The organism is Streptococcus sp. 544 (assembly GCF_013277385.1).
In the GTDB taxonomy this organism is placed as follows: domain Bacteria; phylum Bacillota; class Bacilli; order Lactobacillales; family Streptococcaceae; genus Streptococcus; species Streptococcus mitis_BA.
In genome coordinates this window covers 16,022-34,624 of record NZ_VMMU01000020.1, presented here as the reverse complement: position 1 = coordinate 34,624, position 18,603 = coordinate 16,022, and the positions used below count along the sequence as shown (strand labels likewise).

Sequence of the window (18,603 nt, the reverse complement as noted above, 5' to 3'; positions counted from 1 at the left end):
TTTTACCCAGTCTCTAATGAGTTATTTCCAAGTGACCAGTTCGCTCCAAACGCTAACATTCGATATAGTAGAGGTTTCACCAGCTGGAACCCATTTGTTGGTGCCTAAGTATCTAACTTCTAGTTTACGAACGTTTACTGTGTAAGATGCTTTTAGTCTAATATAACCATAAGTGTAGGGTGGTACGTTATGGGAGACTGAGTGATTTAAACTAAGTCCAGCTCCAGACTCCGGAGCAGAAAAGCTAACACCTGCACCTACAGTCAGAGTAGCTCCAGCTTTTCCACCATAGGCAGTTGAACTTACAGGACCTGATGTGGTGCTTTTCTTGTAAGAGTGAGAGTATTTAGTTCTATAGTCTGCAACACCAGTTGCATTAGAACGAGTCTGATACGTAGATTTAGACTCTAAATAGGCGTCTCTAAGTTCAGTCGTATAAAATGACAATAACTCTCCTGTGTTGATATCTTTTACAATACGATTAGATACAATTTCATAATTTGTACCAGGATAGACATCAGCAAAAACCGTAGATGTTGTGACTAAGAATAATAGACTTGATAGTAGAGAGAAAAACAATAGTTTCAGTTTAATCATAACAAATTTCCTTTCTTCATGAGTAAAAGATTATTTTTTCAATCCTTTGAAAGTTATAATGCAACCCGAAATAATACTGAGAGTTCCTACAGGTCTCCAATATAGTTGCCAAAAGAATAAATTTATTCTTTCTTTCAGTGTCGCATAGGGTTCGGCATAATAGGGGTTGATGTGAAATAATAAAAAACCAAAACATAAAACTATGATTCCAGTTAAGAATAAAATGTCCTTATTTACTTTCCTCATAAAACCTCCTTTTATTTTATTTAAAGCGCTTTCTATTATTAGTATACGTCAAAAAAAGAAAAAAACAAGTCTATTTATTTATTTTTTTATATGGTATAATAGAATAGTTGGAGAGTTTTTATATAGCTTTAAAAGGCTGATATGAATACTTTGTATAATCTAATGATTCTTCAAAAAATTTCTTATTCAAACAAGAGCAAAGAGAAGGTGGGCTGCATATCAGAAGTTAGATGTATTTCTGTCTAACTTTTGAGGTGTAGTTCATTTTAAAACCACGAATCCTATGTGACTCGTGGTTCTTTTTTATAAACTAGTAGAGTGTTTTGGTTGTACTTTTTGCTCAGGGTCGATGTAGTTGATAGCATTATTGACAGCAGTTGGAGCTTCTCCGAGACCTGTCGCAATCAAGTCAATTTTTCCGTCATAGTAGCAGCAGTCACCGATAGCATAGATACCTGCTTGGCTAGATTCTTGTTTGCTGTTGACAATAATCTTGTGACGATTGAGGTCCAGACCCCAGTTTTTAAGGTTACCGACAGAAGATTTGAAGCCATAGTTGACAAAGAGGTGGTCTAGGTCAATCGTTTCTGTTTCATCAGATTTAACTTTTGTGATTTCCAACTTGTCAAGCATTTTTCCATCGCCAAGGAGTTGGCTAGGGACGAATGGTGTCTTGATGGTTACAGATGATTCCTGTAAGGCTTGGACACTGTGTTCCAAGGCGCGGAAATTATCTCTGCGGTGAACAAGGGTAGTTGGCGCAATTTTTTCAAAAGCCAAAGCCCAATCAACAGCCGAGTCTCCTCCACCAAGAATCGTCACTTTCTTACCAGCGTATTGCTGGATGTTGGAAACGTGGTAGTGGATATTTTCATAGCCTTCAACGCCTTCTAGCTCCAGAGGACGTGGTTTGAAGGCACCGCCACCCATAGCGATGATAACTGTTTTAGTCAGGTGACTTCCTTTGGAAGTTGTGATGATAAAGCCTTCTTCTTGTTTTTTAATCTCAAGAACCGTTTCATTGAGATGAATAGGGGTATCAAAACTGTTTAGCTGTTCAATCAAGCGGTTAGTCAACTCTTCTCCAGTCAGGTTTGGGAAACCTGGTACGTCTAGGATTTCCTTTTCGGGATAGAGAATAGCAGGTTGTCCACCTAGCTGGGGAAGAGAGTCGATGATTTGAACCTTGGCTTGGCGTAGATGGGCATAGAAGGCCGCAAAAAGACCGACAGGACCACCACCTACAATGGTAATATCATAGAGTTGAGACATGGTTTCTCCTTTGTTTTTTCTAGTCAGTTTATTGTATCATATTTTTGCTCAATGTGAAATGGACTAGGATAGGGAAAAAAATGCCAGAAAATGGTATAATAGGACGAAAGTGTTTTGATAGGGAGGATATCAGGGATGAATTTTCAACAATTATCCAATCTGCAATATTGGACCAGTTTGTTTGCAAGTCCATGGACGATAGCTATCAATCTGATTGATATTTTGATTGTTGCTTATATTTTATACCATTTTACAAAAGCTATTGCAGGAACCAAGATTATGATTTTGGTACGTGGAGTTTTGGTGTTTATTTTAGCTCAAATCCTTGCAAATATGATTGGCTTGACTACGATTTCTTGGTTAATCAATCAAATTATTACTTATGGGGTTATTGCGGCGGTTGTTATCTTCTCTCCAGAGATTCGGACTGGTTTGGAACGTTTGGGAAGAGCGACAGATTTCTTTTCCAATGCCCCTATTAGTGCTGAGGAACAGATGATTCGTGCCTTTGTTAAATCCGTCGAATACATGAGTCCTCGTAAAATCGGGGCCTTGGTTGCTATTCAGCGTGTCCGTACCTTGCAGGAGTATATTTCGACAGGAATTCCCTTAGATGCTAAGATTTCTGCAGAACTTCTCATTAACATTTTTATTCCCAACACTCCCCTACATGATGGTGCGGTGATTATCAGAGAAGAGCGTATCGCTGTGACGTCTGCCTATCTGCCCTTGACAGAAAGTACAGGAATTTCCAAGGAATTTGGAACCAGACACCGGGCGGCTATTGGTTTATCAGAAGTCTCAGATGCCTTGACTTTTGTCGTATCAGAGGAAACGGGAGGAATTTCGATAACCTATAATGGAATCTTTAAGCACAACCTAACACTTGATGAATTTGAAACAGAATTACGTGAAATCTTACTTCCAAAAGAGGAAGCAGGTCTTAGTTTTAAAGAACGATTGCTAGGAGGATGGAAACATGAGAAAAAATAGTTTATACATCATATCCTCACTCTTTTTTGCTTGTGTCTTATTTGTCTATGCTACGGCGACGAATTTTCAAAACAGTACCAGTGCTAGGCAGGTAAAAACGGAAACCTATACTAATACAGTAACAAATGTCCCTATTGACATACGCTATAATAGTGATGAGTATTTTATTAGCGGTTTTGCTTCAGAAGTATCAGTGGTCTTGACTGGTGCAAATCGCCTATCGCTAGCTAGTGAAATGCAAGAAAGCACACGTAAATTCAAGGTTACTGCTGACCTAACAGATGCCAGTGTTGGAACGATTGAAGTTCCTTTGAGCATTGAAGATTTACCCAATGGGCTGACCGCTGTGGCGACTCCGCAAAAAATTACAGTCAAGATTGGTAAGAAGGCTCAGAAGGATAAGGTAAAGGTTGTACCAGAGATTGACCCTAGTCAAATTGATAGTCGGGTACAGATTGAAAATGTCACGCTGTCAGATGAAGAAGTGTCGGTTACGAGTGACCAAGAGACATTGGATAGAATTGATAAGATTATCGCTGTCTTGCCAACCAGCGAACGCATAACAGGTAATTACAGTGGTTCAGTACCTTTGCAGGCAATCGACCGCAATGGTGTTGTCTTACCGGCAGTTATCACTCCCTTTGATACAATAATGAAGGTGACTACAAAACCAGTAGCACCAAGTTCAAGTACATCAAATTCAAGTACAAGTAGTTCATCGGAGACATCTTCGTCAACGAAAACAAGTAGTTCAAAAACGAATTAAAAATAGGAAAAGGATTTTATAAAAATGGGTAAATATTTTGGGACTGATGGAGTCCGTGGAGAAGCTAATGTAGAACTTACTCCAGAATTAGCTTTTAAGCTAGGACGTTTTGGAGGCTATGTTCTCAGTCAACATGAAACGGAAGCACCGAAAGTCTTTGTAGGACGTGACACACGTATTTCAGGGGAAATGCTGGAATCTGCCTTGGTAGCTGGTCTTCTTTCAGTTGGTATTCACGTATACAAACTAGGCGTTTTGGCAACACCAGCAGTAGCTTACTTGGTTAAAACTGAAGGAGCAAGTGCCGGTGTCATGATTTCTGCTAGCCACAACCCAGCCCTTGATAATGGAATCAAGTTCTTTGGTGGTGACGGCTTCAAACTAGATGACGAAAAAGAAGCAGAAATTGAAGCCTTGCTAGATGCTGCGGAAGACACTCTTCCTCGTCCAAGTGCAGAAGGCTTGGGAACCTTGGTAGATTACCCAGAAGGCTTGCGTAAGTATGAAGGCTACCTTGTTTCAACTGGAACTCCTCTTGATGGAATGAAGGTTGCCTTGGATACAGCTAATGGTGCAGCTTCTACCAGTGCCCGTCAAATTTTTGCAGACCTTGGTGCTCAATTGACGGTTATCGGGGAAACACCAGATGGTCTTAACATCAACCTTAATGTTGGTTCAACCCATCCAGAAGCCCTTCAAGAAGTGGTCAAAGAAAGCGGGTCAGCGATTGGTTTGGCCTTTGATGGAGACAGTGACCGTTTGATTGCTGTCGATGAGAATGGCGACATCGTTGATGGTGACAAGATCATGTACATCATCGGAAAATACCTTTCTGAAAAAGGACAATTGGCTCAAAATACAATTGTGACAACTGTGATGTCTAATCTTGGTTTCCACAAGGCCTTGGACCGTGAAGGCATTAACAAGGCAGTTACTGCAGTTGGCGACCGCTACGTTGTTGAAGAAATGAGAAAATCAGGCTACAACCTTGGTGGTGAACAGTCTGGTCACGTCATCTTGATGGATTACAATACAACAGGTGATGGCCAATTATCTGCTGTTCAATTGACCAAAATCATGAAGGAAACTGGTAAGAGCTTGTCAGAGTTGGCAGCAGAAGTAACCATCTATCCACAAAAATTAGTCAACATTCGAGTGGAAAATGTCATGAAGGAAAAGGCTATGGAAGTGCCAGCTATTAAGGCTATCATCGAGAAGATGGAAGAAGAAATGGCAGGGAATGGTCGTATTCTTGTTCGTCCAAGTGGAACAGAGCCCCTTTTGCGTGTTATGGCAGAAGCGCCTACAACAGAAGAAGTAGACTACTATGTTGATACCATCGCAGATGTAGTTCGAGCTGAAATCGGGATTGACTAAATCCTAGAAAACTAGATGAAAATTAAAAATTATGGTACAATAGCTTATAATATTGTAGCCAAGGGAGAAAGACATGAATCTTAAACGTGAACAAGAATTTGTTAGTCAGTATCATTTTGATGCGCGTAATTTTGAATGGGAAAATGAAAATGGAGCTCCTGAAACTAAGGTGGATGTGAACTTCCAATTGCTCCAACATGACCAAGAAAATCAAGTGACTTCCTTGATTGTCATCTTGACCTTTATGATTGTATTTGATAAGTTTGTCATCAGTGGAACCATTTCACAGGTAAATCATATCGATGGCCGTATTGTCAATGAACCAAGTGAATTGAGCCAAGAAGAAGTGGAAACTTTGGCTCGCCCAAGTTTGAATATGCTCAACCGTTTGACTTACGAAGTAACTGAAATTGCATTAGACTTACCAGGAATCAATTTGGAGTTCTAATATGAAACTAGCTGTTATCACAGATTCTTCTGCCTATCTCAGTGCAGAGACCTTGCAAAGAGAAGATTTATTTGTCTTGGATATTCCTGTCAATATTGATGGTGAGGAATATGTCGAAGGCATCAATCTGACTGCTGAGGAATTTTACCAAAAAATGGCTCAGGCTTCTGAATTGCCTAAGACTAGTCAACCAAGTATTGCCAAGTTAGATGAAATATTAACTTCGCTCAAAGAACAAGGTTATACACATGCCTTGGGGCTTTTCTTATCTTCTGGAATTTCTGGTTTTTACCAAAATATCCAGTATATGGTTGATGACTATGAGGGCTTAACTATTGCTTTTCCAGACACTTTGATTACAAGTGCTCCTCTGGGTATCATGGTTGAAAGCGTCTTTAATTGGCGTGACCAGGGCGATGATTTTGCCAGCATTCAGGAAAAGCTAGCCATTCAAATCAGCCGTACGTCAGCTTTTATCATGGTAGATGATTTAGATCATTTGGTAAAAGGTGGGCGCCTTTCAAATGGGGCTGCCATTTTGGGCAATCTGCTAAGCATTAAGCCAATCCTTTATTTCAACGACCAAGGTGTGATTGAAGTTTACGAAAAAGTTCGTACTGAAAAGAAAGCAACCAAGCGCTTAATTGAAATTATCAAGGAAACAACGGCTTCAGGCCAATATCGGGTCATTGTCATTCATGGAAATGCTCCTGAAAAGGCTGAAGAATTGCGTCAGCACTTGCTAGAATCTGGAGTGGGTTCGGATGTTTCACTTGCTACATTTGGTAGTGTCATTGGAACTCACCTAGGAGCAGGAAGTATTGCTCTGGGTTATATTCCAGTGATTTAGTTGGCACTTCTAGACTAGTTAAGATGCCTTGTATCTTAGAAATTGAACACGGACTACCTGCCTCTTAAAAAAAGATGCCTGTCTGGCCTTTCGTGGAAAGTCAGCGCCATTCCCTATTTTTCATGGGTAGCTAATGTCCTTTGTATCTTAGACAGGAGTAGAGATGAGTATTCGAGTAATTATTGCCGGTTTTAAGGGAAAGATGGGCCAAGCTGCTTGTCAGATGGTCTTGGCTGATCCAGACTTAGATTTGGTAGCAGTTTTGGATCCTTTTGAGTCTGAGTCAGAATGGCAGGGAATTCCTGTTTTCAAGGATAAGGTTGATTTAGCAGGCTTTGAAGCGGATGTCTGGGTAGATTTTACTACTCCAACTGTTGCCTACGAAAATACACGTTTTGCTCTTGAAAATGGCTTTGCTCCAGTAGTTGGAACAACAGGTTTCACAAGTGAAGAAATTGCAGAGCTAAAAGCATTTTCTCGTGAACAAAATTTGGGTGGTTTGGTCGCTCCAAATTTTGCCTTGGGTGCTGTTTTACTCATGCAATTTGCAAGGCAGGCTGCCAAATATTTCCCAAATGTGGAGATTATCGAGCTCCATCATGACAAGAAAAAGGATGCCCCGAGTGGAACAGCTATTAAAACAGCTGAATTGATGGCAGAAGTTCGAGAGTCTATTCAGCAAGGTTCGCCTGATGAGGAAGAATTGATTACTGGTGCCCGTGGTGCTGACTTTGATGGCATGCGGATTCACTCAGTTCGTTTACCAGGCTTGGTAGCCCATCAGGAAGTCATCTTTGGCAATCAGGGAGAAGGATTGACCCTTCGTCATGACTCCTATGATCGCAGCTCCTTCATGACAGGGGTGAATTTGGGAATTAAAGAAGTTGTCAAGCGTCATGAGCTTGTCTATGGATTAGAACACTTATTATGAGATTAACGCAAATGCCTTCTGAATTTCAGAAGGCTTTACCAGTATTAGAAAAAATTAAAGAAGCAGGCTTTGAGGCCTATTTTGTTGGGGGATCTGTTCGAGATGCCCTCCTAAATCGTCCCATCCATGATGTGGATATTGCGACGTCTTCTTATCCAGAAGAAACCAAGCAGATTTTTCCGCGAACAGCTGATATCGGAATCGAGCACGGAACTGTCTTGGTCTTAGATGGGGACGAGGAGTATGAGGTGACTACTTTTCGGACAGAAGATGTCTATGTGGACTATCGTAGACCTAGTGCGGTTTCTTTTGTTCGCTCGCTAGAAGAAGACCTCAAGCGCCGTGATTTTACAGTCAATGCCTTTGCCTTGGACGAGACAGGAGAAATTATTGACTTGTTTCATGGTTTAGAAGATTTGGAAAAGCAAGTCTTACGAGCGGTTGGTGTAGCTAGTGAGCGTTTCAACGAAGATGCTCTACGGATTATGCGTGGTTTCCGTTTTCAGGCCAGTCTTGGCTTTGAACTTGAGCCAGAAACATTTGAAGCTATGAAGACCTTGACGCCACTTTTGGAGAAAATTTCTGTGGAGCGTACCTTCGTTGAGTTTGATAAACTCTTGCTGGCTCCATTTTGGAGAAGGGGCTTGGCTTCCATGATTGAGAGTCAAGCTTATGATTATCTCCCTGATATGGCAGCTAGCCAGGACAAGATCAACAGACTATTTGAATTAGAGACCGATTTTACCTTTGAATCCTCTGAACAAGCCTGGGCGGCTTTACTGTGGGTTTTGGAGATTGAAAATGCGCAGCCATTTTTGAAGGCTTGGAAGACCTCACGCCAGTTTGCTAAGCAAGTTCAGGATTTGCTGACTATTTTGGCCTTGCGTGAAAAGGGAGAGTTGAGCAAGCGCGATTGTTATCGCTTTGACTTGGAGTTGCTTTTACAGGCTGAAAATCTTCGTCAGGCCCAAGGAAAAGAAGTCAATTCGCAAGTCATCACAGAAACCTACCAGAGCTTGACCATTCATGACAAGAAAGAAATTCAGATTAACGGTGGTATTTTGATCAAGGAATATGGTTATCAACCAGGTCCTGACTTGGGAGAGATTTTAACAGAGATTGAGTATGCCATTGTCGATGGAGAATTGGAAAATGACCGACAAGCCATCCATGCTTATCTGAGGGAGAAAAAATGAGTGATTTTATCGTTGAAAAACTAAATAAATCCGTCGGTGATAAGACCGTTTTTAAGGATATTTCCTTTATTATCCATGACCTAGACAGAATTGGTCTGATTGGTGTCAATGGAACGGGGAAGACCACCCTTTTGGATGTCCTTTCTGGTGTTTCTGGCTTTGATGGGGATGTCAGTCCTTTTTCAGCTAAAAATGATTACCAGATTGGTTACTTGACCCAGGATCCTGATTTTGATGATAGTAAGACGGTCTTGGATACGGTTCTTTCCAGCGACCTCAAGGAAATCCAGCTTATTCGTGAGTATGAATTGATCATGCTCAACTATAGCGAGGACAAGCAGGCGCGTTTGGAACGGGTCATGGCAGAAATGGACTCTCTCCAAGCTTGGGAAATTGAGAGTCAGGTAAAGACTGTTCTCAGCAAGCTGGGTATTCAGAATTTATCTACTCCAGTTGGAGAATTGTCAGGTGGTCTAAGAAGACGAGTCCAATTGGCGCAAGTTTTACTTGGCAACCACGACCTCTTGCTTTTGGATGAGCCGACCAACCATCTGGATATTGCGACTATTGAGTGGCTGACCCTCTTTTTGAAAAATTCTAAGAAGACAGTTCTCTTTATCACCCACGACCGTTATTTCCTAGACGCTTTGTCAACACGGATTTTCGAATTGGATCGCGCAGGCTTGACAGAATATCAGGGGAATTATCAGGACTATGTTCGCCTTAAGGCGGAACAGGACGAGCGTGATGCGGCTCTTCTCCACAAAAAGGAACAACTTTATAAGCAAGAATTGGCCTGGATGCGCAGACAACCGCAGGCGCGTGCGACCAAGCAGCAGGCTCGTATCAATCGTTTCCATGACTTGAAGAAAGAGGTTTCAGGCAGTAGTGCTGAGACAGACTTGACTATGAACTTTGAAACCAGTCGTATTGGGAAGAAAGTCATCGAGTTTCAGGATGTTTCCTTTGCCTATGAAAACAAGCCTATTTTGCAAGATTTTAATCTCTTGGTGCAGGCTAAAGATCGTATTGGAATTGTTGGGGACAACGGTGTTGGGAAATCAACTCTCCTTAACTTGATTGCAGGAAGTCTTGAGCCGACAGCAGGCCAAGTTGTGATTGGGGAAACTGTTCGCATCGCCTATTTCTCTCAGCAAATTGAGGGCTTGGATGAAAGCAAGCGTGTTATCAATTACCTGCAGGAAGTGGCAGAAGAGGTCAAGACCAGTGGTGGTTCTAGTACTTCGATTGCAGAGCTGCTGGAGCAGTTCCTTTTCCCACGTTCGACGCATGGAACCTTGATTGAGAAATTGTCAGGTGGCGAGAAAAAACGTCTTTATCTCCTCAAACTGCTCTTGGAAAAACCAAATGTTCTTCTCTTGGATGAACCGACAAATGACCTAGACATTGCAACCTTGACAGTTTTGGAGAATTTCTTACAAGGCTTTGCTGGTCCAGTTTTGACTGTTAGTCACGACCGCTATTTCTTGGATAAGGTAGCGACTAAGATTCTCGCTTTTGAAGATGGCAAGATTCGTCCTTTCTTTGGTCATTACACCGACTATCTTGATGAAAAAGCCTTTGAAACAGAGATGGCCAATCAAGTACAAAAGGTCGAAAAGGAAAAAGTAGTCAAGGTTCGAGAAGAGAAGAAACGCATGACCTACCAAGAAAAGCAGGAGTGGGCAAGCATTGAAGGTGATATTGAAGCCTTGGAAAACCGTATCGCTGCGATTGAAGAGGAAATGCAGGCCAACGGCTCTGACTTTGGTAAGCTGGCTACTCTCCAAAAAGAACTGGATGAGAAAAACGAAGCACTTCTTGAAAAATACGAACGCTATGAGTATTTAAGTGAGTTTGATAGCTAGAAGAATGGAAAAATCCCGTCTCATGGACAGGATTTCTCTATTCTTTTTTGGTTTCTTGATGAAAGATATTTTGCCAGGTTTCGTGGCGGCGCCAGATACTGGTATGGACGATACCATCTAACTCATAGCAGATGAGTTTTGTTTTCTGACTGATGGAAGTGATTTGGATGTCCTTGATAGCAGCATTCAAGTCTTTTTCGGCTTTATAAGCCTCTTTATCCATCTGCTCTCCATCCTGACGAATATAGACAAAATCGTCAGCCAAGAGTTCTTCCAGTTGATTTCCTTGATCAATCAATTGTTCACGCATAAGCAATTTTTTATAGACATTGTCTAAAATTTCATCCTCAGGGATAGGTGCTGGCTCGATATGGACATCGGTGTCAAAGACGCCAAAACGCTCCTCCAGCATAGACTCGACCTGATCCGCGATTTCATGACTCTCAAAAACAGATAAGTCAGGATTCATTTCTAGCGTAATATCAAGGTAAATGTTGCTACCGTAGGTGCGACCTCTTTGCGACTTAACCTTGCTGATCTTGGGAATTTCCATAATGGCCTTTTGATAGTCCTCAAGCAGACGATCGTCAAAGCCATCTGAAAGACTAAAGGAAGACTCGATAAAGATATCATAGGCGGTCTTCAAGATAAAGAAAGTGATGATAATGGCAACCAGTTTATCTACAATCGGATAATTGAAACTGCTAGCTAGGATGGCAATAGTCGTACCAAGTGAGGTAACAGCATCAGAAAGATTGTCCTTGGCGGCAGCCTTTAGTGCCTTGGAGTTGGATTTCTTACTGAGGCGAGTGTTGTAGAGATACACCACAAACATAATCGCTGCAGACATAATTCCTAGAGTTGCACCCAGAGGATCAATGACCGTTTCTTCCCGACTGAGAATCTTTTGAATGGTATCCCTCAGCACATCAAAGCCGACATAAAACATGATGATGGAAGTGATTAAGCTAGCCAAATCTTCAATCTTCCAGTGACCAAAACGGTGGTCTCGGTCAGCAGGTTGGCGCGCCATCCGAATGCCAATCAAGAGGGCCACATTTCCAATGATGTCCGATATGTTGTTAAAACCATCGGCCACCAAACTGGATGAATGAAGGAGGTGGCCTGTTGCTAATTTTGCTGCAGATAAGATCAAATAGGTTGAAATACTGATAATGGCTCCACGCTCAGCTAACTTGAGATTTGAAATAGATTGCTTCATTCAACTTCCTTTCCAGTCACATAGCATTCTACCATTATACTGGTTTTCAAGGGAAAATTCAAATAGGACAGATAAAACTAAGAAAATACAAAGCAGAAAATGCTTTTTTTTTTTAGGAAATATGATAGACTGATAAAGTGAAAAGTTGAGGTGAATAAAATTGAAAAAAATGAGTATTTTAGCGATGAGTATTTCTTTGCTCTTTACTGTTTTAGTCTGGTTCTCGATGGTAACAAATGTCAAACAAGGGATACCGTTTTCAGATGCTAGTATTTTTGAATATTTTGGGTATGCAATGAATCGAGGAGAATTGATGTATGCAAACCTATTTGATCATAAGGGGCCAGTCGTTTTTTTACTGAATTACCTAGGATATCTTATTGGTGGTGCGTTAGGAATTAAATTTTTATACCTATTTTGCACATTTCTATTCTTTATAGCTAGTTATAAGATTTCAAGGTTATTTACTGGAAATAAGCAAACAATTTTAACTTTAGCAATTATCTTTATAATTTATGAGTATTTTTTTGATGGCGGTTGGAGTTTAGAAGGTTTTATTTTACCTTTTTTGGCTTATTCATTATACATTTTTTTAAAACTGTTTATACAAAATGATTTCAGTAAAAATGACATCGTAGTATCAGGTGCGTTTTTCGCTATTGTATTTTTTACGAAAGCAAATATGATAGGGATTTGGCTTGTATTTTGTATTTATGTATTGATTGATTTTATACTAAAGAAAGTATACAGGGACTTGTTTTCTTTGATAGGATTATTTTTCCTTGGAATATTAATACCAACTATCCCTTTGTGCCTATATCTGTTATCAAAGGGCATCTTTTTTGAAATGGTATACCAGTCGATTGGAATTAATTTTATTTATACTACAGAGTCTAATAACGTTTCGATGTATGAGATTATCAGATGGTACATTTCTCAAACAAATCTCTTAAGTCTTAATTTATTGATGTTATTTTCCTTGATACCACTATGGAAGAAATTTGGAATAAAATCAATCTTCTATCATTTTGTTTTTATTGTTTGTTTACTTCTGGCTCTTATCTCAAAAAGAAGCTATGGTCATTACATTTTAGTAATGCTCCCGATTTTGATTCCATATATTTCCTATTTATTTCATAGCATATCCAAGAAAATGTCTTTTCAAGTATTTTTTGTCTTATTCTTAGGATTTATTATTATATACCAGAATGATGTAAAATCCATCATGAAAAGTATGAATACAAGATATCTGAATAGATCTGAGAAACAGCAACGCGTTGCTAGCTATATAGAGAAAAATACATCGATGGATGACCGAATTTATACACACCGTCAAAATGGAACAATTTATTTGTATAGTGAACGGCTAGCTAGTACAAAATTTTTCTTCATCCCAGCTGTGACAGATGATCGAGTTATTATTGATGAGTTTAAAAAATCTATACAAGAAAATCCTCCTATCTATATTGTATTTGATACTGAATGGGATTATGGTAAGAGGACTGACTCTTTTATTAAGGATTATATTAGAGTAAATTATCACTTAGAAAAACAGATTGATACAGCTATGATTTATAGAAAAGGAGGAGAAAAAGATGAGTAGACAAAAGCCAATTTTATATATAGTTATTCCATGTTATAACGAAGAGCAAGTCTTACCACATACTAATCCAATGTTTGTTGAAAAAATTGAACAATTAGTACAGAAAGAAGAAATCCATCCTCTTAGTAAAATCATGTATGTAAATGATGGTAGTAAGGATCAGACTTGGGAACTGATAGAAAGTTATGCTAAAACCAACCCTTCTGTAGTTGGCGTGTCACAAAGTCGTAACAGAGGTCATCAAAGTAGTGTCCTTGCCGGTATGTATGAGGCTATTCAGTTTGCTGATATAGTCATTACCATTGATGCCGATGGACAAGATGATATTAACTGCATGGATAAGATGATTTCTGAGTATAAAAGTGGTTCTGAAATTGTCTATGGTGTACGTGATAATCGTGATACGGACTCTGCTTTTAAACGAATTACAGCCGAAGGTTTTTATAAAGTGCTGCGCCTATTTGGGGCAGAAGTTGTTTTTAATCATGCAGACTATAGATTGGTATCAAAAAGATTTTTGCAGGAGTTAGAGAGGTTCCAAGAAGTTAATCTTTTTCTTCGTGGTTTAATGCCCTTAGTTGGTTTTAAATATTCTTACGTTTCATATAAGCGCCATGAACGAATTGCTGGTGAGAGCCACTATCCACTATCTAAAATGCTTGGTTTGGCTATGGATGGTATTACCAGTTTATCAATCAAACCGATTCGTTTGATTACAAGTTTTGGGGTCTTGACATCACTCTTTAGCTTTCTGTTGATTATTTGGGTTTTATGGAGTAAGTTTGCTGGTACGGTTGTGGCTGGTTGGGCAAGCACCTATGCAATAGTTAGTTTACTTGGTGGAGTACAATTGATTAGTTTGGGAGTAATTGGTGAGTATATTGGAAAGATTTACCTGGAAACGAAACGTCGTCCTAGATATATTATCAGTGAACGTACTTTTGATAAGGATAGAATTTTATAGAATCTTTACTCTTTGAAAATTTTTCAAAATTTGGTATAATAGAACTACTCAAGGGAGTAGCTGGCAGAAACCTGCGATAGTGTCGTCATTCCGAATTTTATACTGAAAAGTATGCTTTCCGGCACTATCTTAAACAGCGAGACTTGTTATGATTAACAGGTCTCTTTTTGTTTGTCGTGAAAAGATATGACAGAAAGAGAGTCTGTTTTGCACACAATGTCAAGGAGGAGACACATGTCAAAAGAACAAAAACGCCAAGCGTTTTACACTCAGAGTCCTGAAGAGGTCTTGAAGGCTGTGGATGCGACCGAGCAAGGTTTGTCATCAAGTGAGGCAGAAAAGCGCCTTGCTGAATTTGGCCACAATGAACTCGAAGAAGGTGAGAAACGATCAATCCTGGTCAAATTTATCGAGCAATTTAAGGATTTGATGATTATCATCCTAGTTGCGGCAGCAATCTTGTCAGTTGTGACTTCTGGTGGGGAAGATATCGCAGATGCCATTATCATCCTAGCCGTGGTTATCATCAATGCTGCCTTTGGTGTTTACCAAGAAGGAAAAGCAGAAGAAGCCATCGAAGCCCTCAAATCTATGTCTAGTCCAGCTGCCCGCGTTCTTCGTGATGGGCACATGGCTGAGATTGACTCTAAAGAATTGGTACCAGGTGATATCGTCGCTCTCGAAGCTGGTGATGTAGTACCTGCAGACCTACGTTTGCTAGAAGCCAACTCTCTTAAAATCGAAGAAGCAGCTCTTACAGGTGAGTCTGTTCCAGTTGAAAAAGACTTGACAGTTGAACTTGCTGCAGATGCTGGTATCGGTGACCGTGTCAATATGGCCTTCCAAAACTCAAATGTGACTTATGGTCGTGGGATGGGTGTTGTTGTCAATACAGGGATGTACACTGAAGTTGGTCACATCGCAGGTATGCTTCAAGATGCGGATGAGACAGATACACCACTTAAACAAAACTTGAACAACCTTTCTAAGGTCTTGACCTATGCTATCTTGGTTATTGCCCTTGTTACTTTTGTAGTGGGTGTCTTCATTCAAGGGAAAAATCCACTTGGTGAGTTGATGACCTCTGTTGCGCTTGCCGTTGCAGCTATTCCAGAAGGGCTCCCAGCTATCGTAACTATCGTTCTTGCCCTTGGTACTCAAGTTTTGGCAAAACGTAACTCTATCGTTCGTAAGTTGCCTGCAGTAGAAACGCTTGGTTCAACTGAAATCATCGCTTCTGATAAGACTGGTACGCTGACTATGAACAAGATGACAGTCGAGAAAGTCTTCTACGATGCAGTCCTACATGACTCAGCTGACGACATTGAGCTAGGTCTTGAAATGCCTCTTCTTCGTTCAGTTGTTTTGGCTAATGATACGAAAATCGATGTGGAAGGCAATCTGATTGGTGACCCAACGGAAACAGCCTTTATCCAGTATGCCTTGGACAAGGGCTACGATGTCAAAGGATTTTTAGAGAAATATCCTCGTGTAGCTGAGTTACCATTTGACTCTGACCGTAAGCTCATGTCAACGGTTCACCCATTGCCAGATGGACGCTTCCTCGTAGCCGTTAAAGGTGCGCCAGACCAACTTTTGAAACGTTGTGTTTTTCGAGACAAGGCTGGGGATATTGCTCCGATTGATGAGAAGGTTACAAACCTCATTCATACAAACAACTCTGAAATGGCCCATCAAGCCTTGCGTGTCCTTGCAGGAGCTTATAAGATTATCGATAGCATTCCAGAAAATCTCACTTCTGAAGAGCTTGAAAATGATTTAATCTTCACTGGTTTGATTGGGATGATTGACCCTGAACGTCCTGAGGCAGCTGAGGCTGTTCGTGTGGCTAAGGAAGCTGGAATCCGTCCAATCATGATTACGGGTGATCACCAAGACACTGCAGAAGCCATTGCTAAACGATTGGGAATCATTGATGCAAATGATACAGAAGGACACGTTTTAACTGGTGCTGAACTCAATGAACTGTCAGATGAAGACTTTGAAAAAGTAGTTGGTCAATACTCTGTTTATGCCCGTGTGTCTCCAGAGCACAAGGTTCGTATCGTTAAGGCCTGGCAAAAACAAGGTAAGGTCGTTGCCATGACAGGTGACGGTGTCAATGATGCGCCAGCTCTGAAAACAGCAGACATCGGTATCGGTATGGGAATCACTGGTACAGAGGTTTCTAAGGGAGCTTCTGACATGATTCTTGCAGATGATAACTTTGCGACTATTATCGTCGCAGTGGAAGAAGGACGTAAGGTCTTCTCAAACATTCAAAAGACTATTCAGTACCTACTTTCTGCCAATACTGCTGAAGTATTGACTATCTTCCTATCAACCTTGTTTGGTTGGGATGTCTTGCAGCCAGTTCATCTTTTGTGGATCAACTTGGTAACGGATACCTTCCCAGCAATTGCACTAGGTGTTGAACCTGCTGAGCCTGGCGTCATGAACCATAAACCACGTGGACGCAAGGCAAGCTTTTTCTCAGGTGGTGTTTTGAGTTCTATCATCTATCAAGGTGTACTCCAAGCAGCTATTGTTATGAGTGTTTATGGCCTTGCGATTGCTTACCCAGTACATGTGGGTGATAATCATGCCATTCATGCTGATGCTCTAACTATGGCCTTTGCAACCCTTGGTTTGATTCAGCTCTTCCATGCCTACAATGTCAAGTCTGTATACCAATCCATCTTGACAGTTGGTCCATTCAAGTCTAAGACCTTTAACTGGTCCATCTTGGTATCCTTCATTCTTCTCATGGCAACAATCGTCGTAGAACCGCTTGAAGGAATCTTCCACGTAACCAAACTAGACTTGTCTCAATGGGGAATTGTTATGGCTGGAAGCTTCTCAATGATTATTATTGTCGAAATCGTTAAATTTATCCAACGTAAACTCGGTTTTGACAAGAATGCGATTTAAGGGAGGTTTCGGATGTCAGCATATCAATTACCGACCGTATGGCAGGATGAAGCTAGTAATCAAGGAGCTTTTACGGGATTAAATAGACCAACAGCAGGTGCACGTTTCCAACAAAACTTGCCAAAAGGGGAACAAGCTTTTCAGCTTTATTCACTGGGAACACCAAATGGTGTGAAGGTCACTATCTTATTGGAAGAATTACTAGAAGCTGGTTTTGAGCAAGCTGCTTACGATTTGTATAAGATTGCTATTATGGATGGGGATCAATTCGGCTCAGACTTTGTGAAGCTCAATCCAAATTCCAAGATTCCGGCTTTATTGGATCAGTCAGGGGCTAAAGATGTAAGAGTCTTTGAGTCTGCTCATATTCTTTTATACCTTGCTGAGAAATTTGGAGCCTTTTTACCAAGCAATCCTATGGAAAAGGTAGAAGTTTTGAATTGGCTATTCTGGCAAGCAGGTGCAGCACCTTTTCTAGGTGGGGGATTTGGACATTTCTTCAATTATGCTCCTGAAAAATTGGAATATCCTATTAACCGTTTTACGATGGAAGTGAAACGTCAGTTGGATTTGTTGGATAAGGAATTGGCTCAGAAACCTTATATTGCAGGCAATGACTATACGATTGCAGATATTGCTATCTGGTCTTGGTATGGCCAGTTGGTTCAAGGAAATCTTTACCAAGGTTCTGCAAAATTCTTGGATGCCTCAAGTTATCAAAATCTAGTAAAATGGGCAGAAAAAATTGCCAATCGTCCAGCTGTTAAGCGTGGCTTGGAAGTAACTTATAAAGAAATTAAATAGCAAAAAAGTCATCTTCGGATGGCTTTTTACTACAGTTGAGGGAAAGGGCTTGCAGTTATCGTCTTTTGTGCTATAATTGCTATAATATAGTAAAAAGTAAGAGGAGTGTGAGGAAGTGGAAAAGAAAATTGTGAAGGATATTTTGTTTTTATCTCAGGTATCTCAGCCAGCAAGTCAGGAAGATCTGTATCTTGCCAGAGATTTACAAGATACGCTCTTAGCAAATCGTGAGACCTGCGTTGGTCTGGCTGCCAATATGATTGGGGTGCAGAAGCGCGTGATTATTTTTAATCTGGGCTTGGTTCCTGTGGTCATGTTTAACCCAGTGCTCCTGTCCTCTGAAGGACCTTATGAGACAGAGGAAGGTTGTTTGTCCTTGGTAGGTGTGAGACCTACTAAGCGTTATGAAACCATAAGGGTTGCCTATCGTGACAGCAAGTGGCAGGAACAGACCATTACCTTGACAGGTTTCCCGGCTCAGATTTGCCAGCATGAACTGGATCACTTGGAAGGACGAATCATTTAGGAGGAAAGC

General features: G+C 40.6%; 16 protein-coding genes. 13 read left to right on the top strand and 3 right to left on the bottom strand.

The window, feature by feature from the left end:
- Positions 1-21 precede the first annotated feature (21 nt).
- Together HT728_RS08555 and HT728_RS08550 are read right to left on the bottom strand one after the other, a co-directional pair.
- A complete protein-coding gene (locus HT728_RS08555) occupies positions 22-597 on the bottom strand; it encodes a hypothetical protein (protein ID WP_000593540.1) in 576 nt (191 codons plus the stop codon).
- Between the two features lie 549 nt (positions 598-1,146).
- Positions 1,147-2,115 carry an NAD(P)/FAD-dependent oxidoreductase gene (locus tag HT728_RS08550; protein WP_173234789.1) on the bottom strand — a complete coding sequence of 323 codons (969 nt, stop codon included), beginning with the start codon at positions 2,113-2,115 and terminating at the stop codon, positions 1,147-1,149.
- A gap of 135 nt (positions 2,116-2,250) precedes the next feature.
- Here HT728_RS08550 and cdaA point away from each other — a divergent pair, with 135 nt between their 5' ends.
- The 8 genes from cdaA (at position 2,251) to HT728_RS08510 (ending at position 10,544) form a co-directional block, all read left to right on the top strand.
- On the top strand, positions 2,251-3,108 hold the full coding sequence (cdaA, locus tag HT728_RS08545; protein WP_101501303.1) for a diadenylate cyclase CdaA: 858 nt from the start codon (positions 2,251-2,253) through the stop codon (positions 3,106-3,108).
- Positions 3,095-3,874 (top strand): CdaR family protein, encoded by a 780-nt coding sequence (locus tag HT728_RS08540; protein WP_173234786.1) that lies wholly within the window; start codon positions 3,095-3,097, stop codon positions 3,872-3,874. The genes cdaA and HT728_RS08540 overlap by 14 nt, the downstream gene beginning before the upstream one ends.
- A 24-nt stretch (positions 3,875-3,898) precedes the next feature.
- Positions 3,899-5,251, top strand: coding sequence for a phosphoglucosamine mutase (glmM, locus tag HT728_RS08535; RefSeq protein WP_173234784.1), 1,353 nt, complete (start codon positions 3,899-3,901; stop codon positions 5,249-5,251).
- Between the two features lie 73 nt (positions 5,252-5,324).
- Positions 5,325-5,699: a DUF1149 family protein gene (locus HT728_RS08530; protein WP_001050088.1), complete on the top strand. Its 375-nt coding sequence runs from the start codon at positions 5,325-5,327 to the stop codon at positions 5,697-5,699.
- Position 5,700: 1 nt separating this feature from the next.
- Positions 5,701-6,549, top strand: a complete 849-nt coding sequence (locus HT728_RS08525) for a DegV family protein (protein WP_173234782.1) — start codon at positions 5,701-5,703, stop codon at positions 6,547-6,549.
- A 163-nt stretch (positions 6,550-6,712) separates the two neighbouring features.
- Positions 6,713-7,480 (top strand): 4-hydroxy-tetrahydrodipicolinate reductase, encoded by a 768-nt coding sequence (gene dapB, locus HT728_RS08520; protein ID WP_173234780.1) that lies wholly within the window; start codon positions 6,713-6,715, stop codon positions 7,478-7,480.
- Positions 7,477-8,676 carry a CCA tRNA nucleotidyltransferase gene (locus tag HT728_RS08515; RefSeq protein WP_345890044.1) on the top strand — a complete coding sequence of 400 codons (1,200 nt, stop codon included), beginning with the start codon at positions 7,477-7,479 and terminating at the stop codon, positions 8,674-8,676. Before dapB ends, HT728_RS08515 begins: the two co-directional genes overlap by 4 nt.
- Positions 8,673-10,544: an ABC-F family ATP-binding cassette domain-containing protein gene (locus HT728_RS08510; RefSeq protein ID WP_173234776.1), complete on the top strand. Its 1,872-nt coding sequence runs from the start codon at positions 8,673-8,675 to the stop codon at positions 10,542-10,544. Before HT728_RS08515 ends, HT728_RS08510 begins: the two co-directional genes overlap by 4 nt.
- A 37-nt stretch (positions 10,545-10,581) precedes the next feature.
- Here the strand turns inward: HT728_RS08510 and mntE are convergent, their stop codons facing one another.
- Positions 10,582-11,766 (bottom strand): CDF family manganese efflux transporter MntE, encoded by a 1,185-nt coding sequence (mntE, locus tag HT728_RS08505; RefSeq protein WP_112445507.1) that lies wholly within the window; start codon positions 11,764-11,766, stop codon positions 10,582-10,584.
- Between the two features lie 160 nt (positions 11,767-11,926).
- On the opposite strand from mntE, the gene HT728_RS10695 reads away from it, so the two are divergent.
- The 5 genes from HT728_RS10695 to HT728_RS08480 all read left to right on the top strand — a co-directional run bounded on the left by HT728_RS10695 (position 11,927) and on the right by HT728_RS08480 (position 18,594).
- Positions 11,927-13,369 (top strand): hypothetical protein, encoded by a 1,443-nt coding sequence (locus HT728_RS10695; protein WP_240148991.1) that lies wholly within the window; start codon positions 11,927-11,929, stop codon positions 13,367-13,369.
- The gene (locus tag HT728_RS08495) at positions 13,362-14,333 is read left to right on the top strand and encodes a glycosyltransferase family 2 protein (RefSeq protein ID WP_173234774.1); all 972 of its coding nucleotides are present in this window, start codon (positions 13,362-13,364) and stop codon (positions 14,331-14,333) included. The genes HT728_RS10695 and HT728_RS08495 overlap by 8 nt, the downstream gene beginning before the upstream one ends.
- A gap of 234 nt (positions 14,334-14,567) precedes the next feature.
- A complete protein-coding gene (locus HT728_RS08490) occupies positions 14,568-17,264 on the top strand; it encodes a cation-translocating P-type ATPase (RefSeq protein ID WP_173234772.1) in 2,697 nt (898 codons plus the stop codon).
- Positions 17,265-17,276: 12 nt separating this feature from the next.
- Positions 17,277-18,068, top strand: a complete 792-nt coding sequence (gene yghU, locus HT728_RS08485) for a glutathione-dependent disulfide-bond oxidoreductase (protein ID WP_173234770.1) — start codon at positions 17,277-17,279, stop codon at positions 18,066-18,068.
- A gap of 115 nt (positions 18,069-18,183) precedes the next feature.
- Positions 18,184-18,594, top strand: a complete 411-nt coding sequence (locus HT728_RS08480; RefSeq protein ID WP_173234768.1) for a peptide deformylase — start codon at positions 18,184-18,186, stop codon at positions 18,592-18,594.
- The last annotated feature ends 9 nt before the right edge of the window (positions 18,595-18,603 follow it).

Excerpts from the sequence above, each read along its gene's own strand:
- HT728_RS08495 (WP_173234774.1), top strand. The coding sequence starts at position 13,362 with ATGAGTAGACAAAAGCCAATTTTATATATAGTTATTCCATGTTATAAC.
- HT728_RS08550 (WP_173234789.1), bottom strand. The coding sequence starts at position 2,115 with ATGTCTCAACTCTATGATATTACCATTGTAGGTGGTGGTCCTGTCGGT.
- mntE (WP_112445507.1), bottom strand. The coding sequence starts at position 11,766 with ATGAAGCAATCTATTTCAAATCTCAAGTTAGCTGAGCGTGGAGCCATT.
- dapB (WP_173234780.1), top strand. The coding sequence starts at position 6,713 with ATGAGTATTCGAGTAATTATTGCCGGTTTTAAGGGAAAGATGGGCCAA.
- HT728_RS08515 (WP_345890044.1), top strand. The coding sequence starts at position 7,477 with ATGAGATTAACGCAAATGCCTTCTGAATTTCAGAAGGCTTTACCAGTA.
- yghU (WP_173234770.1), top strand. The coding sequence starts at position 17,277 with ATGTCAGCATATCAATTACCGACCGTATGGCAGGATGAAGCTAGTAAT.
- HT728_RS08510 (WP_173234776.1), top strand. The coding sequence starts at position 8,673 with ATGAGTGATTTTATCGTTGAAAAACTAAATAAATCCGTCGGTGATAAG.
- HT728_RS08490 (WP_173234772.1), top strand. The coding sequence starts at position 14,568 with ATGTCAAAAGAACAAAAACGCCAAGCGTTTTACACTCAGAGTCCTGAA.
- HT728_RS08530 (WP_001050088.1), top strand. The coding sequence starts at position 5,325 with ATGAATCTTAAACGTGAACAAGAATTTGTTAGTCAGTATCATTTTGAT.
- HT728_RS08540 (WP_173234786.1), top strand. The coding sequence starts at position 3,095 with ATGAGAAAAAATAGTTTATACATCATATCCTCACTCTTTTTTGCTTGT.
- HT728_RS08555 (WP_000593540.1), bottom strand. The coding sequence starts at position 597 with ATGATTAAACTGAAACTATTGTTTTTCTCTCTACTATCAAGTCTATTA.
- glmM (WP_173234784.1), top strand. The coding sequence starts at position 3,899 with ATGGGTAAATATTTTGGGACTGATGGAGTCCGTGGAGAAGCTAATGTA.
- HT728_RS08525 (WP_173234782.1), top strand. The coding sequence starts at position 5,701 with ATGAAACTAGCTGTTATCACAGATTCTTCTGCCTATCTCAGTGCAGAG.
- cdaA (WP_101501303.1), top strand. The coding sequence starts at position 2,251 with ATGAATTTTCAACAATTATCCAATCTGCAATATTGGACCAGTTTGTTT.